This window comes from Leuconostoc sp. S50 (genome assembly GCF_016624925.1).
Classification (GTDB): domain Bacteria; phylum Bacillota; class Bacilli; order Lactobacillales; family Lactobacillaceae; genus Leuconostoc; species Leuconostoc pseudomesenteroides.
This window is the reverse complement of sequence record NZ_JACVUE010000003.1, coordinates 115,175-136,920: the sequence shown is the minus strand read 5'-3', so window position 1 is coordinate 136,920 and position 21,746 is coordinate 115,175. Positions and strand designations below refer to the sequence as shown.

Annotated in this window: 21 protein-coding genes; 18 read left to right on the top strand and 3 right to left on the bottom strand. The window is 41.3% G+C overall.

Annotated elements, in window-relative coordinates; all coding sequences use genetic code 11:
- Positions 1 to 44: 44 nt before the first annotated feature.
- Positions 45 to 974: a D-alanyl-D-alanine carboxypeptidase family protein gene (locus IAE53_RS04530; RefSeq protein WP_233610673.1), complete on the top strand. Its 930-nt coding sequence runs from the start codon at positions 45 to 47 to the stop codon at positions 972 to 974.
- A gap of 48 nt (positions 975 to 1,022) precedes the next feature.
- On the opposite strand, the gene zwf is transcribed toward IAE53_RS04530, so the two are convergent.
- Entirely contained in the window at positions 1,023 to 2,483 is a 1,461-nt protein-coding gene (gene zwf, locus IAE53_RS04525; RefSeq protein ID WP_200136071.1) for a glucose-6-phosphate dehydrogenase, read from the bottom strand.
- Positions 2,484 to 2,669: 186 nt separating this feature from the next.
- Between zwf and IAE53_RS04520 the strand changes: the two genes are divergently transcribed.
- The 17 genes from IAE53_RS04520 (at position 2,670) to dnaB (ending at position 20,661) form a co-directional block, all read left to right on the top strand.
- Positions 2,670 to 2,816 carry a hypothetical protein gene (locus tag IAE53_RS04520; protein ID WP_004911174.1) on the top strand — a complete coding sequence of 49 codons (147 nt, stop codon included), beginning with the start codon at positions 2,670 to 2,672 and terminating at the stop codon, positions 2,814 to 2,816.
- A 93-nt stretch (positions 2,817 to 2,909) separates the two neighbouring features.
- Positions 2,910 to 4,124 carry an MFS transporter gene (locus IAE53_RS04515; RefSeq protein WP_148423335.1) on the top strand — a complete coding sequence of 405 codons (1,215 nt, stop codon included), beginning with the start codon at positions 2,910 to 2,912 and terminating at the stop codon, positions 4,122 to 4,124.
- 112 nt (positions 4,125 to 4,236) lie between these two features.
- Positions 4,237 to 5,379 carry a PLP-dependent aspartate aminotransferase family protein gene (locus IAE53_RS04510; protein ID WP_148423336.1) on the top strand — a complete coding sequence of 381 codons (1,143 nt, stop codon included), beginning with the start codon at positions 4,237 to 4,239 and terminating at the stop codon, positions 5,377 to 5,379.
- Between the two features lie 311 nt (positions 5,380 to 5,690).
- A complete protein-coding gene (locus IAE53_RS04505) occupies positions 5,691 to 7,046 on the top strand; it encodes a Na+/H+ antiporter NhaC family protein (protein WP_148423337.1) in 1,356 nt (451 codons plus the stop codon).
- A gap of 34 nt (positions 7,047 to 7,080) precedes the next feature.
- The gene (locus IAE53_RS04500) at positions 7,081 to 7,527 is read left to right on the top strand and encodes a Tellurite resistance protein (RefSeq protein WP_148423338.1); all 447 of its coding nucleotides are present in this window, start codon (positions 7,081 to 7,083) and stop codon (positions 7,525 to 7,527) included.
- A 26-nt stretch (positions 7,528 to 7,553) separates the two neighbouring features.
- Entirely contained in the window at positions 7,554 to 9,362 is a 1,809-nt protein-coding gene (gene recQ, locus IAE53_RS04495; RefSeq protein ID WP_200136070.1) for a DNA helicase RecQ, read from the top strand.
- 406 nt (positions 9,363 to 9,768) lie between these two features.
- Positions 9,769 to 10,632, top strand: coding sequence for an S-adenosyl-l-methionine hydroxide adenosyltransferase family protein (locus IAE53_RS04490; protein WP_200136069.1), 864 nt, complete (start codon positions 9,769 to 9,771; stop codon positions 10,630 to 10,632).
- A 26-nt stretch (positions 10,633 to 10,658) separates the two neighbouring features.
- Positions 10,659 to 11,222 (top strand): ECF-type riboflavin transporter substrate-binding protein, encoded by a 564-nt coding sequence (locus tag IAE53_RS04485; protein ID WP_004911153.1) that lies wholly within the window; start codon positions 10,659 to 10,661, stop codon positions 11,220 to 11,222.
- A gap of 37 nt (positions 11,223 to 11,259) precedes the next feature.
- Positions 11,260 to 12,936 (top strand): ABC transporter ATP-binding protein, encoded by a 1,677-nt coding sequence (locus IAE53_RS04480; protein WP_148423339.1) that lies wholly within the window; start codon positions 11,260 to 11,262, stop codon positions 12,934 to 12,936.
- A 1-nt stretch (position 12,937) separates the two neighbouring features.
- Entirely contained in the window at positions 12,938 to 13,765 is an 828-nt protein-coding gene (locus tag IAE53_RS04475; protein WP_010278733.1) for an energy-coupling factor transporter transmembrane protein EcfT, read from the top strand.
- The gene (gene pepV, locus IAE53_RS04470) at positions 13,747 to 15,192 is read left to right on the top strand and encodes a dipeptidase PepV (RefSeq protein ID WP_188353359.1); all 1,446 of its coding nucleotides are present in this window, start codon (positions 13,747 to 13,749) and stop codon (positions 15,190 to 15,192) included. Before IAE53_RS04475 ends, pepV begins: the two co-directional genes overlap by 19 nt.
- A 179-nt stretch (positions 15,193 to 15,371) precedes the next feature.
- Positions 15,372 to 15,668, top strand: a complete 297-nt coding sequence (rpsF, locus tag IAE53_RS04465; protein ID WP_004911142.1) for a 30S ribosomal protein S6 — start codon at positions 15,372 to 15,374, stop codon at positions 15,666 to 15,668.
- 31 nt (positions 15,669 to 15,699) lie between these two features.
- Positions 15,700 to 16,263, top strand: a complete 564-nt coding sequence (gene ssb / locus IAE53_RS04460; RefSeq protein ID WP_148423341.1) for a single-stranded DNA-binding protein — start codon at positions 15,700 to 15,702, stop codon at positions 16,261 to 16,263.
- 32 nt (positions 16,264 to 16,295) lie between these two features.
- Entirely contained in the window at positions 16,296 to 16,580 is a 285-nt protein-coding gene (gene rpsR, locus IAE53_RS04455; RefSeq protein ID WP_139968539.1) for a 30S ribosomal protein S18, read from the top strand.
- A 126-nt stretch (positions 16,581 to 16,706) separates the two neighbouring features.
- Complete coding sequence (locus IAE53_RS04450) at positions 16,707 to 18,734, top strand: DHH family phosphoesterase (RefSeq protein WP_188353358.1); 2,028 nt, start codon at positions 16,707 to 16,709, stop codon at positions 18,732 to 18,734.
- Positions 18,735 to 18,743: 9 nt separating this feature from the next.
- On the top strand, positions 18,744 to 19,196 hold the full coding sequence (gene rplI / locus IAE53_RS04445; protein WP_139968541.1) for a 50S ribosomal protein L9: 453 nt from the start codon (positions 18,744 to 18,746) through the stop codon (positions 19,194 to 19,196).
- Position 19,197: 1 nt separating this feature from the next.
- Positions 19,198 to 20,661 carry a replicative DNA helicase gene (gene dnaB, locus IAE53_RS04440; protein WP_148423343.1) on the top strand — a complete coding sequence of 488 codons (1,464 nt, stop codon included), beginning with the start codon at positions 19,198 to 19,200 and terminating at the stop codon, positions 20,659 to 20,661.
- Positions 20,662 to 20,683: 22 nt separating this feature from the next.
- Here dnaB and IAE53_RS04435 read toward each other — a convergent pair whose 3' ends face one another.
- Both IAE53_RS04435 and IAE53_RS04430 read right to left on the bottom strand, forming a co-directional pair.
- Positions 20,684 to 21,232, bottom strand: a complete 549-nt coding sequence (locus IAE53_RS04435) for a hypothetical protein (protein WP_148423344.1) — start codon at positions 21,230 to 21,232, stop codon at positions 20,684 to 20,686.
- Positions 21,225 to 21,725: an aminoacyl-tRNA deacylase gene (locus tag IAE53_RS04430; RefSeq protein ID WP_148423345.1), complete on the bottom strand. Its 501-nt coding sequence runs from the start codon at positions 21,723 to 21,725 to the stop codon at positions 21,225 to 21,227. Before IAE53_RS04430 ends, IAE53_RS04435 begins: the two co-directional genes overlap by 8 nt.
- Between the last annotated feature and the right edge of the window lie 21 nt (positions 21,726 to 21,746).

Genomic DNA, 21,746 nt, shown 5'->3' with positions numbered 1-21,746 from the left:
GACTAAAGATTGTCAATCATCAGTTTTTGAGTACAATTAGACTTATGAAAAAAGTAGGCTTAATAATCGTTGTCATGGTGGGCATAATGGGTGTTTTTTGGATCACTAATGTGGTCAATCAAACACCTCATGATGAACCCAAAAGAGCAGTACAAATTAAAAAAATGAAACAACGGAAGGTCAAAAAATTGACAACAACTGCTTCAGCAGCAGTTGTCCTAAATCGTGATACTGGCCAATTAGTAGGGACTAAAAACGGTACGCAACCATTAGCAATTGCCTCGATTAGCAAGTTAATGACTGGGTATTTAACGTTGGAGAAATTAGCAATGACAGACATGATTAAACCATCTGCTAATACAGTTAAAATTGGTGAAGAACCTGAATTAGCAGCTGTTCCGTTGGACGCTGGAACCACTTATCGGACTGGTGATTTACTCAATGCAGCCTTGCAATTATCTGCTAATGATGCCGCGATTGCCTTAGGAGATGAAATAAGCGGTTCACAGGCACGTTTTGCAAAGTTAATGACAGCAACCGCCAAACAATGGGATATTAAAACAGCAAAATGGTATAATGCTGCGGGCATACGTAATGATGAAATGGAAGATGACAAAGTCAACGCACCAAATAATGCTGAAAACATGATGTCTGCAATTGATGTTGCCAAAATGAGCGAGCAAATTTTGAAGCATCAGCCAAAAATAATAGCAATATTGGGTCAAACAACTAGTACTTTCAATGGCACAACTCAAGCGTCAAATTTTTCACTAATGAATAACTATTTTAGTCAGACAAAATATCAGGTCACGGGTGGTAAACTAGGTGTTTCTGTCAAATCTGGTGTGTCATTTGTTGGGTTCTTTACGTACAAAAAGCATCACTATGTGACTGTTGTGCTGCATGCGGATCAGTACAAAAACTTAGCGGCTGTTTTTCGTGAAACAAAACGGATTCTTGATGAAGCTGTGTAAATTGTTCAAAAAAAAAAAACGATCATAATCGATCGTTTTTTGTTTCAATTAACCTTTAAACACCCAAGCATCACCATTGGCAGCCAGTAATTTATCGGATGCTTCAGGACCCATTGAGCCCGACTTGTAAGTTTCAAGTGGTGCTTTATCTGCGGTATAAACGGCTGAAATAGCATCAACGAACTTCCAAGCGATTGAAACGCCATTCCAGTCAGCGAAGTTAGAGCCATCACCATTCATAGTGTCGTGAATCATACGTTCGTATGGTTCTGGCGTGTTCTTCTTATCTTCGTCAGATACGGTCCAACCTAAGTCAATTGTACGTGTGTTGAAGGCATCTTCAACAGACTTGGCGTTCAACTTCAATTCGATAGCACCCTTTGGATCAATGATAATTGACAAGACAGCTTCTTGTGCTTCTTGTGCTGAACCAAAGTTAAACGTGCCAGCCTTAAAGACGACGTCAACACGTGTCTGTTTAGCAGCTAAGCGCTTACCTGAACGGACATAGAATGGGACACCCTCCCAACGTGGCAAATCAAATTGTAATTTGCCGGCGATGAAGGTATTGTTTTTAGAATCAGCAGGTACGTCTAATTCTTCAAGGTATGGCTTGAAGTCAGCTGAATCACCGGCACCATATTGTGCGCGAACAAAGTATTTGTTAACTTCTGCTTCATCATAGATCTTCAAAGCATTAAAGGCAGCGTTTTTAGCGGCACGAATGTCTTTGTCAGTGAATGATTCTGGTTTTTCCATGGCTAACCAACCAACAATTTGCATAGTGTGGTTTTGAATCATGTCAAGCAATGCTCCGGCTGTGTCATAGTAGCCGGCACGTTCTTCGACACCCAAGACTTCTGACAATGTTACTTGAACGTTCTTGATGTAATCCTTGTTCCAAGCAGCATCGAAAATTGGGTTACCAAAGCGAAGGGCAGCAATGTTTTGAACCATTTCCTTACCAAGGTAGTGGTCAATACGGAATAGTTGGTTATCATCAAATGCGTTTTCCAAGTCATTTTGGAGTTCGGCAGCTGTGTCATATGATGTACCGAAAGGCTTTTCAATCATCAAACGGTTGTAACCAGTGTCAGCCAATAGGCCTTCTGACTTAAGATATTTGGCAATTGTACCAAAGAAACGTGGTGCGACTGACATATAGAAAATGCGGTTGCCATCGATATCAAATTTGTCGGCAGCTTCTTCAATCGCCTCTTTTAAAACAGCGTATGAAGCAGCATCTGTTACGTCGTGTGCACGGTATGAGAAATGTTCGATGAACGCCTCAGCTTGTGCTTGATCGTCAGTGAAATCTTTAATTGAATCACGAACCAATTGTTTGAATTCGTCATCATTGAGGGCTTGACGGGCCGTTCCAACAATGGCAAAATGCTTTTGCAAGTAGCCTTTTTTATAAAGATTGAAAACTGATGGGTAAAGCTTACGCTTGGCCAAGTCACCAGTGCCACCAAAGAAAGTTACTAACGTCTTGATTTCTGAAACCATGATGTACCCCTTATTTTTAGTTAAATTCACTTTTCATTATAGCGCAAAATAGCGGAAAAAGTAACCGTTTTCAGCGTTTTTTAAACGTTTATCATCTAAAATTGGATATCTGTCGTGAAATTTTGCACTTGACCTTATCACCTGTTCGTTACACAATAATAAAAAAGCAAATGAGGAGTACAACAAATGAAATGGTTTTGGATAGGATTAGCTGCCTTTTTGATTGTGACATTTACTGTGGGTATTGGTTGGGCATTTGCCGGCTTAATTGTCGCTGGCATGATTTATGTGGTTATTAAACTGATGGCTAACGGGCGCGACTCACGGCGCTAATAAATTGCCTAACCAGTAGGTACTGCGTGTACTGATAGCAACTTTTCATGGTACAATTGGATATTGTAAAAGCACTCAATATTCGGAGAATTTATGCAAATTGACTTAACTGATAGACCGCGGCCACTTAATGAGAAGTGGCTGCTTTTTGGAACATTACTATCAAATACTGGCAACTCAATGATTTGGCCAGTGACAACGCTGTATATGACCGGCGCATTGCACCAGACATTTACGACCGCAGGCATTGTTTTGATGATTGGCTCAATTATCAGCATGATTGGCTCGTTTGTCGGTGGTAAATTATTTGATCACTGGCGACCTTATGAGGCCTTGCTGATAACTAGCTTCATCATTTTAATTGCGGTATCTAGTTTGATTGTGTGGCATGATTGGCCAGCGTTTGCCGGCTTAATTTGGTTGGCTAATTTTGGCATGGGTGTTGAGCAAACGCTAGTCAATTCCTTTGCCACCACTATTCCGGGTGAAAAAACACGGATTGTGTTCAATAACATGTACGTCGTGCTCAATATTGGTGTGGTTTTGGGAACATTGGCTGTGGGCTATTTGTTTGATTACGGCTTTAGTCTGTTGATGATTATCTCGTCTGTGTTATATTTTTTCCTAATGTTGATTATTGCGACTAAGTTCAACGTACCGATTACTCATGTGCGCGGAGAAACAGTGATTGTGGATTCCGCAACTTCTACCGTAGAGACGAACCAAATACGCCCGACTTTTCGTTTGACGCCCTTATTAGTGGGGATTGGTGCCTTATTATTTATTACTTATCTTTCCTATATGTTGTGGGAAACGGTGATGGCACCACACATGAAAGCATTGGGTATGCCAACACGGAATTATGCAGACTTATGGATGATTAACGGCATTACGATTATTTTGTTGCAAAAAGTGGTGTCCGGTTGGGCTAATAAGCATCCTTACCAAATTTCTGTTATTCTTGGTAGCCTGATTTTTGCTTCGAGCTTTTTCTTTTTGATGTTTGTCAAAGAGTTTTGGCAGATTGTGCTAGTGTTTGAACTGTTGACGATTGGTGAAATGCTACAAAGTCCGCAAGTTCCGGCATGGGTTGCTAAGATTACACCAAAAGAAGTGGCTGGGCAGGCACAAGGATTTGTCTCAATGATGATTAGCTCAGGTCGTGTGATTGGTCCTATTTATTCCGGTATTATGATGGATAGTGGTTTGATGAATATGATGTTTTTGTCTGTGTTTGTGATGATGTTGCTCATCACAGCAAGTCTAGCTTGGACTATTTTCAAGGGCAAACATGTTAAAACATCTTAAAAGGCAGATTGTAGCAATGCAATCTGCTTTTTTATTAAGCGTATTTTGTCATACAACAGGTAAAACAAGGTACAATAATAACTGGTAATTTATTGTAATAAGGAGCAAAAATATGAATATTAGAACGCAGGTAATTCATGGCGGGCATCAAGTTGATCCACAAACAGGTGCCGTTAATATGCCTATTTATCAAACGACAACGTTCAAGCAAACAGAATTAGGAGGTGGCGCGAAGTGGGAATACACACGGTCAGAAAACCCAACGCGCGCCTCTTTGGAAGAGTTAATTGCTAGCTTGGAACATGGCACTGCTGGTTTTGCTTTTTCATCTGGTATGAGTGCCATTCATGCAGTAATGAGCACCTTGTCAGCAGGCGATCATATCTTATTGGCTGATGATGTTTATGGTGGTACTTTTCGGTTAGTTAATTCGATATTAGCACGCTTAGGTATTACGTACGATCAGGTTGACATGGCGGATTTACCAGCAGTCACTAGCGCGTTTACAGCGAATACGAAGATGATTTTTTTGGAAACACCTACGAATCCTTTGTTGAAGTTAGCCGATATTCAAGCGTTGTCATTAATTGCTCATAATCATCAGGCCACTTTGGCAGTCGATAACACATTTGCGACGCCCTATAATCAAGTACCCCTTGACCTTGGTGCAGACTTTGTCGTGCATTCTGGGACCAAATATATCGGTGGTCATTCGGACGTCTTGAGTGGTTTTGTAGTGACAAATGACGATCGACATTCAGCTGAAATCAAACATTTACAAATGTCAATTGGGGCAACTTTGGGTGCGTCAGATAGTTATTTAGTCTTGCGTAGTCTCAAAACATTTGCCCTGCGTATGGGAGCACACAATGATAACGCGCAAGCTTTGTTCAACTGGTTGCAGACGCAATCTCAAGTGGCTAAAATCTATTATCCGGGTGACGCGTCATCGGCGCAATATGCGATTGCGCAAAAACAAATGCAGGGTGGTTTTGGTGGGATGATTTCAGTCGAATTACAGGCAGGATTAGATGTCAAAAAATTTGTGGAAAGTCTCAAAATTTTTACATTGGCTGAAAGTCTTGGCGGTGTAGAAAGCTTGGTAGAAGTGCCTGCAGTGATGACACATGCGTCTATTCCGGCTGACATACGTCATGAACACGGTATCACTGATGAATTAATCCGCATTTCAGTTGGTATTGAAGATAGCCAAGATTTAATTGCGGATTTTCAACAAGGTTTGGCACAACTTTAACCTTCAAATGTACCACTTGAAAAAAGTAATTGAATCAGTTACACTAGATTTACTTGAAATTAGCACTAATAAGTAAGACGACACTCGGCGTGAAGAGAAGCAGTGGTTGGTGAAAACTGCACAGGTGTCATAATCTGAAGTACAGCTATCCATTTAAGCGTGGCAGCACCATGTTAACAAATGCCAAAGTGATGCGTTTTATGACGCATAAGCTGGGTGGTACCACGGATTCTTAATGAAATGTCAATTCGTCCCTTTGTCATTGTGACGGCAGGGACGTTTTTTATTTGACATAAAATGGAGAGAATACTATGGTTACAAAATTGAAGACTAAAATTTCTGTGACGCTGCTGCTTGTGGCGGTCGCAATTTTAGCAGTGGGTGTGATTGGATTCGGATTATCTCCGATTGCGCCGTTAATGTTGGTAATTGGGCTCATTATTGTTGTTGCACGGTGTTTTGGCGTGAGCTGGCAAGCCAGTCAAAAAGCATTGTTAAGCGGTGTGTCATCTGGTATTGCACCGTTATTTTTGTTCTTATTGATTGGATCGTTAATTGCATTATGGTTAGCAACTGGCGTGATTCCAACGATGATTTGGGTTGGCTTTAAATTACTTAGTCCACAACTATTTTTACCCACGGCTTTATTATCAACAGCAATTGTTGGCACATTGATTGGTAGTGCTTTTACGACATTATCGACAGTTGGGGTTGCACTAATGGGTGTGGGAACGTTGATGGGATTTAATCCCGCTTTAATTGCTGGAACAGTATTATCTGGGGCAATCTTTGGTGATAAAAGTTCGCCGCTATCAGATTCGACTAATTTGGCCAGCGCGATTTCTGAAACAGATCTGTTTGCACATATTAAAAACTTGATGTGGACAACCTTACCTGCGTTGATTTTGTCACTTGTGATGACTATTATATTGGGATTTGGTCATCAAACAAGTGGGGATGCGACCGCTAAAATTAGCCGTTTATTACCACTACTAGCGCCTACTTGGTGGGCTATTGTACCGCTTGGCTTGTTAGTCATCACAGCTTGGCAAAAAATACCGGCGATTCCAGCTTTGATGATTAATATTTTGGTGTCAAGTATCGCTTTTCTGACGCAACATAGTTTGATGACTTGGGCTGATTTATTGGTTAATGGCTTCAAAACAAGTAGCCATAACGATACTTTGATGGCTTTGATGAATCGTGGTGGCATGTCTGCCATGATGCCAACAGTGATGATGATCATGCTTGCCTTGGCTTTTGGTGGTTTGCTCAGTGGCTTAGGAATTTTGTCGCGTGTCATGGCACCGGTGGTTGTCTATTTAAAAACACAACGTGCGATGATTGTGGCGACATTGTTAACAGGGATTGCGGCGAACTTTTTAGTTGGTGAGCAGTATCTCGCGACCATTTTGCCGGGGCAGTTATTCAAAGATAGTTTTAAACGTGTTGGCTTATCACCGCTAGCGTTAGGTCGTACGATTGAAGATAGTGGTACTGTAATGAATTATTTGGTGCCGTGGGGCGTTGCCGGCGCTTTTGCAGCGCAAACACTGGGTGTATCAGTGCTTGCTTTTGCGCCATTCACGTTCTTTGCGCTATTTTCACCCGTTATGTCATTGCTTTCGGCTGTGACAGGAATTGGTTTGAAGCAACTTGAAAAATGATATAATTGCGGTAACTGTTTGATGGGGGTATAAAATGTTAATTCGAGATATGGTGCGCGCTAAGCCAATTAGTTGGTTATTATTCATTGTTGGGTCAGATATTATGATGACCTACGGGATTAACATTGCCCATCACAGCCACTTTGTGCGGGCACAAGATTATCCAACAATTGCCAAGTTTGTGGCCATGGATCTCATTAGTTTTGTCTTCATTATGCTTTTTTTTGATTGGCTGCACCACAAATTTGCGCAAGATGGACAAGAAACGTTGATTGATATCGTGTTACGAATTGGTGGTAATCTGATGGCCGCTTATTTTGGTTGGTTTACGATTGGCTTTATCGTTCTACAAGTGATTGATTTTCAAGCACAAACATTCTGGTGGTTGGTTGTGATTTCTGCTGTGCTGGCTGTGATGAATTGGCTATTCAGGCGTGTTTCACCAATCGAATTCCAGCTTAATCCCAGTAAAAATCAGTGATGGTAGCACATGCTATAATGGAAAGTATGCAGAATCAAACGCCGGAAACAATTTTAAAAGAAACTTTTGGATATGACCAATTCAGAACTGGTCAATTATCAGTCATTAACAAGGTATTAGCGCACAAGCACGCCTTAGCCATCATGCCAACCGGTGGTGGTAAATCAATCACCTACCAGTTACCAGCCATGATGTTTGAAGGATTGACGTTAGTAATTTCACCACTCATTTCCTTAATGAAGGATCAAGTTGACGGTCTAAATACATTAGGGATTCCAGCAACTTTTTTGAACTCAACAGTCGATGGTCAGGAACAAGCCCAACGTATGTCGGATCTACGTCATGGTGTTTATAAAATGTTGTATGTTGCGCCTGAACGCCTTGAAGTACCAAGCTTTTTTAGTTTTGTGCAACAGTTACCGGTGGACTTAATTGCCATTGATGAAGCGCACGTTTTGTCGCAATGGGGACACGACTTCAGACCAAGTTACCTCAACATCTTGCCTTTATTGTCCGAAATTCCCGGTAATCCAGCAATTCTTGGTTTGACGGCCACAGCGACTAAACGTGTCCGTGAAAATTTACAAGAGCTTTTGGGCGTTAGTGACGATGACACTGTACTTACTGGATTTGCGCGGGATAATTTAGCGTTGAAAATAGTCCGAAGCCAAGATAAACGTGATTATATTGCTAAATATCTGCGTGAAAACGCTGACCAGACTGGGATTATTTATGCGGCAACGCGTAAACAAGTCGACGAGTTGACAGCCTATCTGAATAAAATTGGGATTCACGCTGCTCGTTATCATGCGGGCTTGTCAGAAAAGGAAAGGCAAAAACAACAGGAAGCTTTTCTCTATGACGAAAGCCCAGTCATTGTGGCAACGAATGCCTTTGGAATGGGCATTAACAAGCCGAATGTGCGCTACGTCATTCATTATTCAGTACCGGGCAATATTGAAGCATACTACCAAGAAATTGGCCGCGCCGGTCGTGACGGCTTGCCAGCTGAAGCAATATTATTATATGCCCCTCAGGATATCCATCTGCAAGAATTTTTCGTGCAAAAATCAGAAGGTTCCGAAGCCTACAAGCAAAATGAATACGATAAAATTCGTGAAATGAATGCGTATGCGAATACCCAAACGTGTCTCCCTCGCTACTTGCTGCAATATTTTGGTGAAACAGTAACACAAGACTGTGGTCGATGCTCAAACTGTTTAGATGAGCGAGAATTAGTTGATGTGACGGTAGATGCACAAAAGGTTTTAGCTAACGTTATGCGCATGAATCAGCGCTTTGGCAAAACAATGGTTGCCAAAGTGTTGAAAGGTTCTAATGATGCGAGTGTGAAAAAGTACGAGTATTTGCGTGATTTACCCACATTTGGTTTGATGAAAGAGCGCACTTTGAAAGATTTAACTCAGTTTATTGATTATTTGACGGCTGACGGCTACTTGCGTTTTGAAGGAGCAGAATATCCGGTGTTAAAGGTCACTAAACTGGGCGCCGATGTCCTTCAAGGGCAGGGAAATGTTACCAAACGATTGGAAAAGGTTCGCATTCTTCGTCAATCAGCGACGCAAGAGGGTTTGAAATTGTCAGATGATGATAATCGCTTGTTTGCTCAGTTGAAAGAAAAGCGTTTAGTATTGGCGCGCGAAGCCGGTATTCCACCGTTCTTAATTTTCTCAGATAAAACACTCATGGCCATGGCTCAAAGTCGGCCACAAACAGACGAAGCCTTTTTGGCCATTTCTGGTGTTGGTGAAAAAAAGTTTGATATTTACCATGATGATTTTGCCGCTGTGATTAATGATTATGTTGTTAGCTAAAAAGTCGTGAGATGTTCAAATTTCATGAGTTTTTGATTGTATGATGATTAAATATCAATATGATGATAATTTGTGATTAAAAAAGCATTGATACTAACAAAATTATTGACAATAAATAAGATTTGTCTTAAAATAATGATAAGTTAATAAATCAATGAAGCGAAGAGTAGATAAGGCGTGGCAATATAGCGAGTCGGGATAGTGAAAGCCGGTATGACGCAATTTATTGAAGATGAACGTGGATGATGTCACATGGTGCAAGCTGTGTGTCCGGGTGAACGCCGTTATCGTGATGAGTGCACATTGTGCTGAATTTGGGTGGTACCACGTTTTGACGTCCCTGTTAATCTTAGGATTAACAGGGACTTTTCATTTTTAACGACTAAAAATAGAAAGAAGAAGTATAATGATTAGTAGACATCTCGTTTTACAGACTGATTTTGGCCTGCAAGACGGTGCGGTAAGCTCAATGCGTGGCGTTGCCTATGGCGTGGCAGATAACATTGTCGTCAGTGACTTAACACACGGCATTACGCCTTTTAATATATTTGAAGGATCCTTTCGGTTATTCCAGACATTTCGCTATTGGCAAGCTGGTACGGTATTTGTTTCGGTAGTTGATCCCGGCGTGGGGTCCAACCGGTTATCGATCATTGCTAAGACGACGACAGGTCATTATATTGTGACACCAGATAATGGTACCTTGTCTCATTTACTAACTAACGGCTTGATTGAAAGTGCCCGTGTGATTGACGAAACAACGCAACGGTTGCCGGGATCAGAAAAATCAGCGACGTTCCACGGTCGCGATATTTATGCTTTCAATGGGGCCAAATTAGCTAGTGGGCAGACACGATTTGAGGATTATCGTCAGAGTGTGTCAGTAGATGATTTAGTTCGTTTGCCAATTACACCGGGGCGTTATCAAGAAACGCAGTACGGACAGCCACAACTTGTTGGTAACATTGATATTACTGATGTTAACTTCGGATCATTATGGTCAAACATTCCTATCAGTGAGTTTGAGAAGCTGAACTTGGTATATGGTGATACTTTGCGTGTTCAAATAACGCATCATGATCATGTTTTGTTTGATGAGGTCCTGCCTTATGTGCATACTTTTACAGATGTTAATTCGGGAGAACCGTTGATTTATATTGACTCGGTGTATACCGTTGCCTTCGGCGTCCACACTGGTAGTTTTGAGCAGACGTATCATGTTGGTGCTGGGCAAAACTGGGCAGTGGTGCTGACCAAAGAAGCACAATAGATGACAGAATAATTAGGAGAAAAACGATGAGTGAACAACGCAAAAAATCAGGACTATCTGTACGGGCAGTAGTCGCAACTGGAATCGGTGCAGCAGTTTTCTTTATTTTGATGAAGTATATTGCGATTCCAACAGGTGTTCCTAACACCAATGTTAACGTGGCTGAAGGCTGGTTGGCTTTGATAGCTGGGTTATTTGGACCAGTAGTTGGCTTTTTAGTAGGGATTATCGGGCATACGTTGACTGACGCCACTTATGGTGCGCCTTGGTGGTCATGGGTGTTGGCAGATGGCGTTTTTGGTCTACTGCTTGGTTTGAGCAAGCGCTTTTTAGATTTGCAAGGTGGGGATTTAACGGCTAAAAAGCTGATTCAATTCAACGTTTGGCAAATTGTTGCCAACGTTGTGTCATGGGTAGTGATTGCCCCAATTGGCGATATTTTAATTTATAAGCAGCCAGCCAACAAGGTCTTTTTGCAAGGCATTGTGGCAGCAATTGTGAATATTTTGTCAGTGGCAATCATTGGCTCAATCTTAATTGTGGCTTATGTAAAGTCACGTCCCAAAAAGAGTTCGTTGCGTAGCGAATAGTTCTCATGCGGCAATTGTCGCGTACATAGGAGTCATCATGCCGGAACCGATAATTGATTTTCAACATGTCACATTTAAATACAATGCACAAGCCGAACCAACCTTACATGATGTAAGTTTTCAGATTTATCCGGGTGAAAAAGTTTTGATTGCTGGTGCCTCAGGCTCTGGTAAAACCACATTGCTACGGTTACTTAATGGCTTGATTCCTCAAGCTTATCAGGGAGATGTGACCGGTCAATTATTATTAAATGGCAAAAATATTTTGGATCAATCCCTATTTGAACTTTCGTTACAAGCTGGAACTGTGTTACAGGATGCAGATGCGCAGTTTGTTGGCATGACTGTGGCTGAAGATATCGCTTTTGCATTGGAAAATGATACACAACCGGTGAACAGTATCAAACAAAAAGTTGCAAAGTGGGCACAACGTTTTGGTTTAGGTGAGCGCCTGAATTTGGCACCACAAGATTTATCAGGTGGGCAAAAGCAACGCACTGCAATGGCTGGTGTGTTAATTGACGACGGGAAGTTGCTGTTATTTGACGAACCTTTGGCGAGTTTGGACCCAGCTGCTGGACGTGCTGCTATGAAAATGATTGCTGAATTGCAGGCTGAACGTGATTTGACAGTAGTCATTATTGAGCATCGCATTGAAGAAGTGTTAGGGGCAGATATTGACCGTGTGATTGTAATGTCTGACGGTAAAATTGTTGCGAATGGCACACCAGACGAGATCGTACAAGCTGGCGTATTAGTGAATAATGGGCTAGATGAGCCGCTTTATGTGCAATTATTGCGCCAAGCTGGTGTGGCGATTACCAATTTGCCACATGTGTCTGATTTGAATCAAATTGATGTGACACCATATCGCGACCAAATCGCAGCTATTGGTCAATCTGTAATACCAGCTAAACTTGCCGATCCGCAACTCATCATCCAAAATGTTTCATTTGGTTACAGTGCGGGACAACAATTGTTCAACGCGTTGTCAACGACAATCCACACCGGTGAAATTCTCGGCATTGTCGGCAAAAATGGGTCTGGTAAAACGACATTATCACATTTACTAACAGGATTTTTACAACCAAGTAGTGGTGATGTTTTATTGCATGGCCAATCTGTCTTGGGGCAATCCATTAAAGAACGCGCTGACAATATTGGCTACGTGCTCCAAAATCCCAACCACATGATTACGAAATCAACAGTTTATGATGAAGTTGCCAGTGGTTTGATATTACGCCAAGTCGATGCTGACACAATTGAACAACGTGTGCGTGATATGCTCAAGTTAGTTGATTTAGATGGCATGCGCCACTGGCCGATTTCCGCACTTAGTTTTGGTCAAAAGAAGCGATTGACGATTGCTGCAGTCTTAGTCTTACAACCAGAAATTTTAATTTTGGACGAACCAACAGCTGGTCAAGATGCGACGCATACGGCTCAATTATTGACTTTTTTGCAGAAAATCAATACCAAACAGCAGACTACAATAATTATCATCACGCACGACATGCATTTGCTGGCAAATTTTGTCCAGCGTGTGTTGGTCATTGTTGACGGCCAGTTACTGGCAGATACGACACCGGCTGAATTATTGGCTGACGAAGAACTGGTCACAGCAGCAAGCTTGCGGACAACGAGTATCTATCGTTTGGCGAAACGTTTGGCGATTAAGCAACCGGAAAAACTCAATGCTGCGATAAGGAAGTAATATGAACAATTCGTTATTTGGATATAAAGCGCGTGACACATGGATGAACCAAACAACTGGCACAGCTAAGCTAGTTGGCTTTTTGGCGTTGACAACAGTTGGTATGGTTTCTTATGATACGCGTTTTCTGGTGGCACTGGTTATTTTATCTTTTATACTGATTAAAATTTCACACATTCAATATCGCGAATATGCCTTATTGTTGAAATTAGTGATTTTTATTGGGGTCCTTAATTTAATTATGATTACAGTTTTAGCGCCACAATACGGTGCAGAATTGTATGGTTCAAAACACGTGTTATTTGGTAGTGGTTATTGGACAATCACACAAGAGCAGTTGTTTTATGAATTAAATCTACTATTAAAGTATGTTTTTTCATTTCCATTATCAATTGTATTGTTATTTACGACTAATCCAAGTGAGTTTGCCTCTGGCTTAAACAAAATTGGGGTGCCGTACAAAGTGTCTTATGCAGTTGCCCTGACGCTTCGCTACATCCCAGATGTTCAAAGCGATTACCACACAATTAGTTTGGCGCAACAGGCGCGTGGCTATGAAATTTCTAAAAAAGCATCTTTAACAAAACGCATGAAAGGTGCTGTGCAAATTATTTTGCCGTTAGTTTTTTCTAGTTTAGATCGCATTGATACGATCAGTCAGGCAATGGAATTGCGACGCTTTGGTCGCTATAATAAACGTACATGGTACCAAGATCAAAAATTTTCTGGTCGTGACTTTGGCATGATAATTGGTACATTAATCATCGTCGCGATTGGTATTTTGTTAGTATTTCAAAATGGGGGGCGCTTGTGGAATCCATTCAATTAACTTCATCACAGTGGCAAGAAAATGCCCAACAATATCAACCAGCTTTAATGGCTGATTTGCTTCAATTTTTGGCTATTCCATCAGTGCTTGATCCAACAACAGCTAATATCCAACGCCCGTTTGGCACAGGCATTGATATGGCACTCAATTTTATTAGTGATATAGCGCAGCGTGACGGTTTCAAATTCAATCGAGTAGCTGATAACATGATTGTTGTTGTTGACTATGGTCCGGAAGACGCGTCGGAAACTGTTGGGGTATTGTCGCATGTTGATGTTGTACCCGCTGGGGATGCGTGGACGGTAACATTGCCATTTAGTCCCAAAATTGAAGGGAATCGATTGTACGGGCGTGGTTCTCACGACATGAAAGCCGACCTATTAGCTGCCTATTATGCAGTCAAACAGCTCAAAGATATGGAATTTCAACCAAAACGAAAGATTAGATTGATTTTCGGTAGTGATGAAGAGTCAGATTGGCGTGATATGCAGGCTTACTTAACGGAAGCGGGGGAGCCGACATTAGGATTTTCACCCGACGGGGCATTTCCAGTTGTACCAGGTGAAAAGGGTGTGCTGACTTTGGCGACCAAATTTCAAGGTGTCACCACTAGCGCATGGCAATTGCATCATTTTCATGCTGGTGAACGTGATAATGTCGTACCAGGCATGGCAACAGCTGATATTGAGCTACCAAGTCATGTTGATATCAATGGTTTTTTGGCCGCCTACGAACGTTATTTGAATGACACCCCAATAATTTCTGGTGTTGGCCAGTATGATGATGGGCATATCTTACTAACGTTATACGGAAAATCAGCGCATGGCGCTTATCCAGAAACTGGATTGAATGCTGGTACGTACTTGGCCCATTTTTTGGTTAATTATGGTTTCAACCAGCAAGCCCACGCATTTCTGGAATTTTTAGGGATTGCTAACCACCAAAATGTCTTTGGTGAGAAGTTGGGGCTAGTGTATCACGATGACATTATGGGTGATTTGACATTAAACATTGGGCAGATGACGTTTAATGAAAACGCTGAATCAGAAATCAGGATCAATTTCAGATATCCGATGGGTATTACTGAGACGGCAATTTTAACACAGGTGCAGCGACACATGGGTGATTTGATCGGCAAAACATTTAAGCAAGAGTCTTTTGGTAATCAACCACACATGGTCGATTTGAACGATCCAATTGTGACAACACTAGAAAATGTTTACGCCGAACATACACACACAGCCAAACAATACAAAATTTCTAATGGCGGTTCTTATGCACGTTTGCTCAAGCGCGGTGTCGCTTTTGGTGGTCAATTTCCCGATGTTCCTGTCATGAGTCATCAACCTAATGAGTATGTTCTGATTGACAATATTCCCAAGACTCAAGCGATTTTTGCCCATGCGTTATATGAAATTTCTCGATGAAATTGAGGTATGAGTAAAAATTGAGTACAAAACGTAAAATAAGTTACCTGTGGAAATAATTTTGCGAAACACTTGATAATAATAGGCGATATGTAGTATCATTAATACCTGTGAATGCATAAAATTATGCGTGCACTCCTTGCAGCTAAGGCTGCCAGAGACCAAAAGGAGGAAATACAATGGCTACATCATACGAATTGACTTATATTGTTCGCCCTGACTTGGATGCGGATGCAAAAAAGACGCTTGTTGAGCGTTTTGACGGCATTTTGACAAACAACGGTGCAACAATTCAAAAGTCAGCAGATTGGGCAACACGCCGCTTTGCTTACGAAATTGCTGGTTACCGTGAAGGTACTTACCACATTATCAACTTTACAGCTGAAGGCGATGCTGCTACTAATGAATTTGATCGTTTGGCTAAGATCTCACAAGATATCTTACGTCACATGATTGTTAAGCGCGACGCAGAGTAATCTGAATTTCCACTGGGAAAGGAGCTTTTAAATGATTAATCGAGTAGTATTGATTGGGCGATTGACCCGCGATGTGGAATTACGTTATACCCAATCGGGTGTAGCTGTCGGCACGTTTAGCTTGGCGGTTAACCGTCAGTTCACTAACGCAAGTGGTGAACGCGAAGCTGACTTTATTAACGCAGTTATTTGGCGTAAAGCAGCTGAAAATTTTGCTAACTTCACTGGAAAAGGCGCACTTGTTGCGATTGAAGGTCGTTTGCAAACAAGAAATTATGAAAACAATGCAGGTCAACGTGTTTACGTGACCGAAGTTGTTGCGGATAATTTCTCATTACTAGAATCCCGTGCTGAAAGTGAAAAGCGTCGTGCACAAAACGGCTCTTCAAATAGCAATGCGGGTGGCTATAATAATGGCTCAAATGACCATTCATTTGGCGGTAATGATAATTCATTTAGTGGTGTTGATCCTTTTGCTAGTGCGAACCAAGGTTCAGCTAACAAGTCAGCAGCCGCTGAAAAAGATGTACCTAACCCATTTGCGGCTAGTGGCAACACTGAAATTGATATATCAGATGATGATTTACCATTTTAAATTAAATTAAACACTAAGAAAGGAGCTTTATTATGTCAGAACAAAACTCACGTCCACAAAACTCTGAACGTCCACAACGTTCACGTCGTCCACAAGGCGGTCCACGTCGTCGTCGTAAGGTTGATTTTATCGCTGCTAATCACATCGAATACGTCGACTACAAGAACACTGAATTGTTGGAGCGTTTCATTTCAGAACGTGGTAAGATTTTGCCACGTCGTGTAACTGGTACTTCTGCCAAGAACCAACGCAAGGTAACAACTGCTATCAAGCGTGCTCGTATCATGGCTTTGTTGCCTTTCGTTACGGAAGACTAATTCAGCTTAAAGCCCAAGAAGTGATTCTTGGGCTTTTTTTGTTGTATTTTTGACGAGATTATCTCATTTTAACCACAGGCCACCCTGTGGTAAAATAGTAGATATGAAAGTTACGAGGAGTAACGCGTGAAACGATTTTTTAATTTTAAAAATTTACCTATTTTTTTCCAGAATACAAAATTAGGCACGGTTGCCTTGCTGCTATTAGTGGCGAGTGTGATGAGTGTTGTTTTTGCTGTGATCATTAACTGGATATTTGGTTTAATTTGGTTGGTGGTAGTTGTGATTGGACTTGTCTTCAGTGGGCAAGCGTTCAAAGAGGTTAGCGAAAACGCGCAAGAATACTTATCAGGCTTAGGCTATCGTATTGCCCGCAGCGAACAAGAAGCTTTGATTCGTATGCCAATCGGTATCATATTGCTGAACCAAGATCAAAAAATTGACTGGATTAACCCCTACATGCAGTCTTATTTGGACAAAAGAGATGTGCTAGGTTTGGAATTATCTGAACTTGATAGTACACTTGCGCAGGAAATTAACAGTTACGCTGATTCGTCTGAAACGAACACGATTACTTGGCAAGAGCGACAGTTTTCATTGTTTGTCCAACAAAATTTGCGGGTTATTTATTTGATGGATATCAGTGAATATGCTGCCATTGCTAAGCAATATGAGGATCATCAATTGTTCAGCGGTTTGGTCTCGGTGGATAATTATGAGGAAGTAACGGAGGGAATGAGTGAATCAGAGACCTCAACGTTACGCACATTTGTCACGCGCTCATTATCAGATTGGGCAGCAGATCATCAAATCTATATTCGGCGCCTAAACACAGTGCATTACGTGATGTTTGGTTATCAATCTGCCTTGGAAGAGGCGGAAGCTGACAAGTTCAGTGTTTTGAAGGCAATTCGTGAAGCAACGGCCCAACAAAACTTACCGGTCACTTTATCAATTGGTATTGCCTATGGCACGCCAGATATTAATCAGCTGGCAAAACTAGCGCAAACTAATCTTGACTTGGCGCTGGGGCGTGGTGGCGATCAAGTCGTCGTTAAGGCTGAGGATTCGGCAGCACGTTTTTATGGTGGTGCTACCAACCCTATGGAAAAGCGGACTCGTGTTCGTGCGCGCATGGTTTCGCAGACCATATCTGAGTTAATTGAACAGGCTGATAACATTATGATTGCGGGTCATGCGATGCCAGATCTTGATTCAGTCGGTGCTGGATTAGGCGTATGGCGACTGGCCCAAACTAAAAATAAACCAGCATTCATTGTGATAGACGAAAAGCAAGTATACAGTGACATCAAATTATTACTGGCTGAGCTTAGAAAAAGTCCTGCTGACTTTGTGGCTCCCGGTTCAAATATTAATGATTCAATTATTGATGAAACACGCGCGCTTAAATTAGTACGTGATAATACCTTGCTTGTTTTAGTTGATCATGCTAACACCAATATATCAGGTGCACCTCAATTATTGGCGCGACTAGGAAACCGTGTTGTTGTCATTGACCATCACCGTCTGGCTGAACAAGGGCTAAAAGATAAGCCGTTAATGTCTTATATTGAACCGTACGCATCATCAACTTCGGAGTTAGTGGTTGAATTGTTGCAGTACCAAGATCAGTCAAATGCGCCAATTACAAAAATTGAAGCCACAGCAATGCTTGGTGGTATCCAAATTGACACAAAAAACTTTACTTTACGTACTGGTTCACGTACTTTTGATGCAGCGAGTTATTTGCGCGCCAATGGTGCAGATAGTAATCTAATTCAATCGTTTATGAAAGAAAAGTTTACGGATTTCAAAGCACGAACCCACTTGATTAACTTAGCAGAAATTCAGGATGGTAATGCGATTGTGACCGGTGAGAACCAGAATAATTATTCGGGGCTGATTACGGCCCAAGCAGCCGACGAACTGTTGCAAATTAGCGGCGTTGATGCTTCGTTTGTGATTACTAAGCGTCAAGATGGTCGTGTTGGAATTTCCGCGCGTTCAACTGGTGAGCGTAATGTTCAACGTGTGATGGAGGCCCTCGGTGGTGGTGGTCATTTATCTAATGCTGCCACACAAATTGCTGACGTCACGACTGATGAAGTGAAACAACAATTGTTAGACGTATTGACTGAACAAAAAGAAGAATGAGGTTTTAAAATGAAAGTTGTATTTTTAGAAGATGTTAAAGGTCGCGGTAAAAAAGGTGAAGTCAAGGAAGTTCCTGATGGTTATGCCAATAATTTCTTGATAAAAAATAAAAAAGCTGAGCCGGCAACGGGCAAGAATTTAGGTGCAGTTAAGGGCCGCCAAAAGGCAGAAGAAAAAGCCTCTGCGGAAGAATTAGCAGAAGCACAAAAGTTAGCTCAGTTCTTCGAGGACGAGAAGACAGTCGTTGAATTGACTGGTAAGTCCGGTGCAGATGGTCGTTTATTTGGTGCAATATCAACCAAACAAATTGCTGCCGGACTGGAAAAGCAATATCAAATTAAAATTGACAAACGTAAGATGGTACTAAACCAACCAATTCATGCTTTGGGCTATACGAATGTCCCTGTTAAGCTTCATCGTCAAGTGACAGCCAACTTGCGTGTGCATGTAAGCGAGGGTTAAGATGGATAATCCGGTATCAAATGAATATCGGCAGGTGCCACAAGATATTGACGCTGAACGAGCAGTGCTTGGCGCCATCTTTTTTGATGTCAAATCAGAGAACGCCATGATTGAGGCAAGTGCAATTTTGGCACCGGACGATTTCTATCGACAAGCCAACCAAACCATTTTTAAGGCAATGCAATCCTTGGTTGAGGATAACCGTCCTATTGATATGTTGACATTGCAGGACAAATTGAACAGCATGCAGCAACTTGATAATGTTGGTGGCATGCCCTATTTGGCAGAAATATCTGAATCGACGGCTTCTGCAGCCAACTTAAAACATTATGCTAATATCGTTCGAGAAAAAGCAATTTTACGCAAAATGATTGATACGTTAACACGTAGCATGTCGTTAGCCTATGATGCAGCAGAACCAAGTGAAGAGCTACTAGATCAATTATCGCGTAGTATTGATACCATTGCCGAAAATAGAGGTAGTGAGGATTTTCGAAAAATTAAAGATGTTATTCGCGAATATCAGGCTAATCTAGATGAGGCTGTGAAAAATGACAGTGATGTTGTTGGTTTATCCACAGGATTTCCAGAAATGGATAAAATAACACACGGTTTTCGCAATGATCAAATGATTGTTTTTGGTGCTCGTCCAGCAGTTGGTAAAACAGCGTTTGTACTTAATATTGCGCGTAATGTGGCAAAAAATGAACAAGTACCTGTCGTTATTTTTGAAATGGAAATGAGTGCGACAGATATTGTTGGTCGGTTATTAGCTGGTGAAGGATCTATTGATTCTAACCATTTGACAACAGGACAAATGACGCAAGAAGATTGGCAAGCACTCACATTGGCGATGCAATCTTTGGCACAAATGCAAATCTACATGGACGATACCGCAGGTATTAAAATCAATCAAATTAGTGCAAAATTACATCAACTTGAACGGGATTTGTTGAATGAAATGTCACCGGAAGATCGTGTGCTAAATCCACACCCAATCGGACTTGTTGTCATTGATTATTTAGGCTTGATTGAGTCAAATAATACCGAGAGCCGCCAACAAGCAGTTTCTGAAGTATCAAGATCGATTAAAAAATTAGCAAAAGAATTAAGCACACCCATCATAGCACTTGCCCAGTTGAGCCGTGGCGTGGAACAACGTACAGATAAACGTCCAATTCTTTCTGACTTGCGTGATTCAGGTTCTATCGAACAAGATGCTGATATTGTTGCTTTTCTGTATCGTGATGATTATTCTCGCGATGACGGTGAAGATGGCGAAGGGGATCCACGTGAAGAACAAGAAGCCGTGCCAATTGAAGTAATTTTTGAAAAGAATCGTGCTGGTGCACGAGGGACTGCAACATTGATGTTTAATAAGCCAACTTTCAAATTTAATGCCATGGCACCATTGTATCGTGATGATATGAATGCTGGCGTTCCAGACATGAGTTCTGGTTGGTAAAAAAAGCGCATCTGCGCTTTTTTTATTGGAAAAATATATATTTAACGGTCGAAATGATAAGGATGAGAGCCAAATAGAAAGGTGTTCCTCGCCAAAAATTTTGCCAATCAGCCTGAGAAAGATGGAATCTTAACAACAGGCTGACTAAAATGAAGACAATAATGATATTTCTAATGTGCCAACCAGTAACCCAGCCAAAGGATAACAAGAACCAAATAGTTAGGCATATTCCGAGAATTGGTGCTAAACTAATAAAAAAATTACCCAGTCGTTGATAGTAGCTTTTTGGATTATATTCGCGATTAACATAGCCTAATATGCCATCATCACTGATTTGCCAGAGACAAAAGCTGACAATGTGATGTCGAAAAATCAAGGCGACAGTCAAGTGGCTTAATTCGTGTATGACGACGCCAAAAAAACTTAAAATAGCTGTGAGGGTATAACCTAGCCACCGATTGAGTTGATCCGTTAAGTAAGATGAGAGAATACCTACTAAATAAACAACAATAATTGGCAGGATAAAGAGAAAAAGTAGGTGCTCACCCACCGTATTTAGCCAATCAGTCATTTTCTAGTAAATCTACGAATGAGGCACCAACCAGCGATGCAACATCTACGGGATTAATTTTGTCAGAGCGACCTAACTCACCACCACTTACCAAAATGTACGATGCTTTTTGAGCAGTTTGTTCGAAGAAAATTGGAAAGTGCTTGTTTTGCCAAATGCCGACAGGATTATTGGCGCCGTGAATGTAGCCGGTTGTTTTTTGCAATACTTTTAGTGGCAACATGCTAACTTTTTTATTACCGGAAGCGACAGCTAATTTTTTTAACGATAAATGTGATGTAATAGGGAGAACAGCAACAATTGGACCGGTTTTGTCACCTTCTGCGGCTAACGTCTTGTAGATATCATCATGTTTCACGTGAAACGTTTCTAAAATAGCATCACGTTCGGCTTCAGATTTGTCAAGAATGTTGAGAGACAGTGCTTCGTATGGAATGTTATGCTTGTCCATTACTTGTTCAGGCAATGTTTTTTTCATTTTCTTTTTACTCATGCTCATATTTTACCACAATTG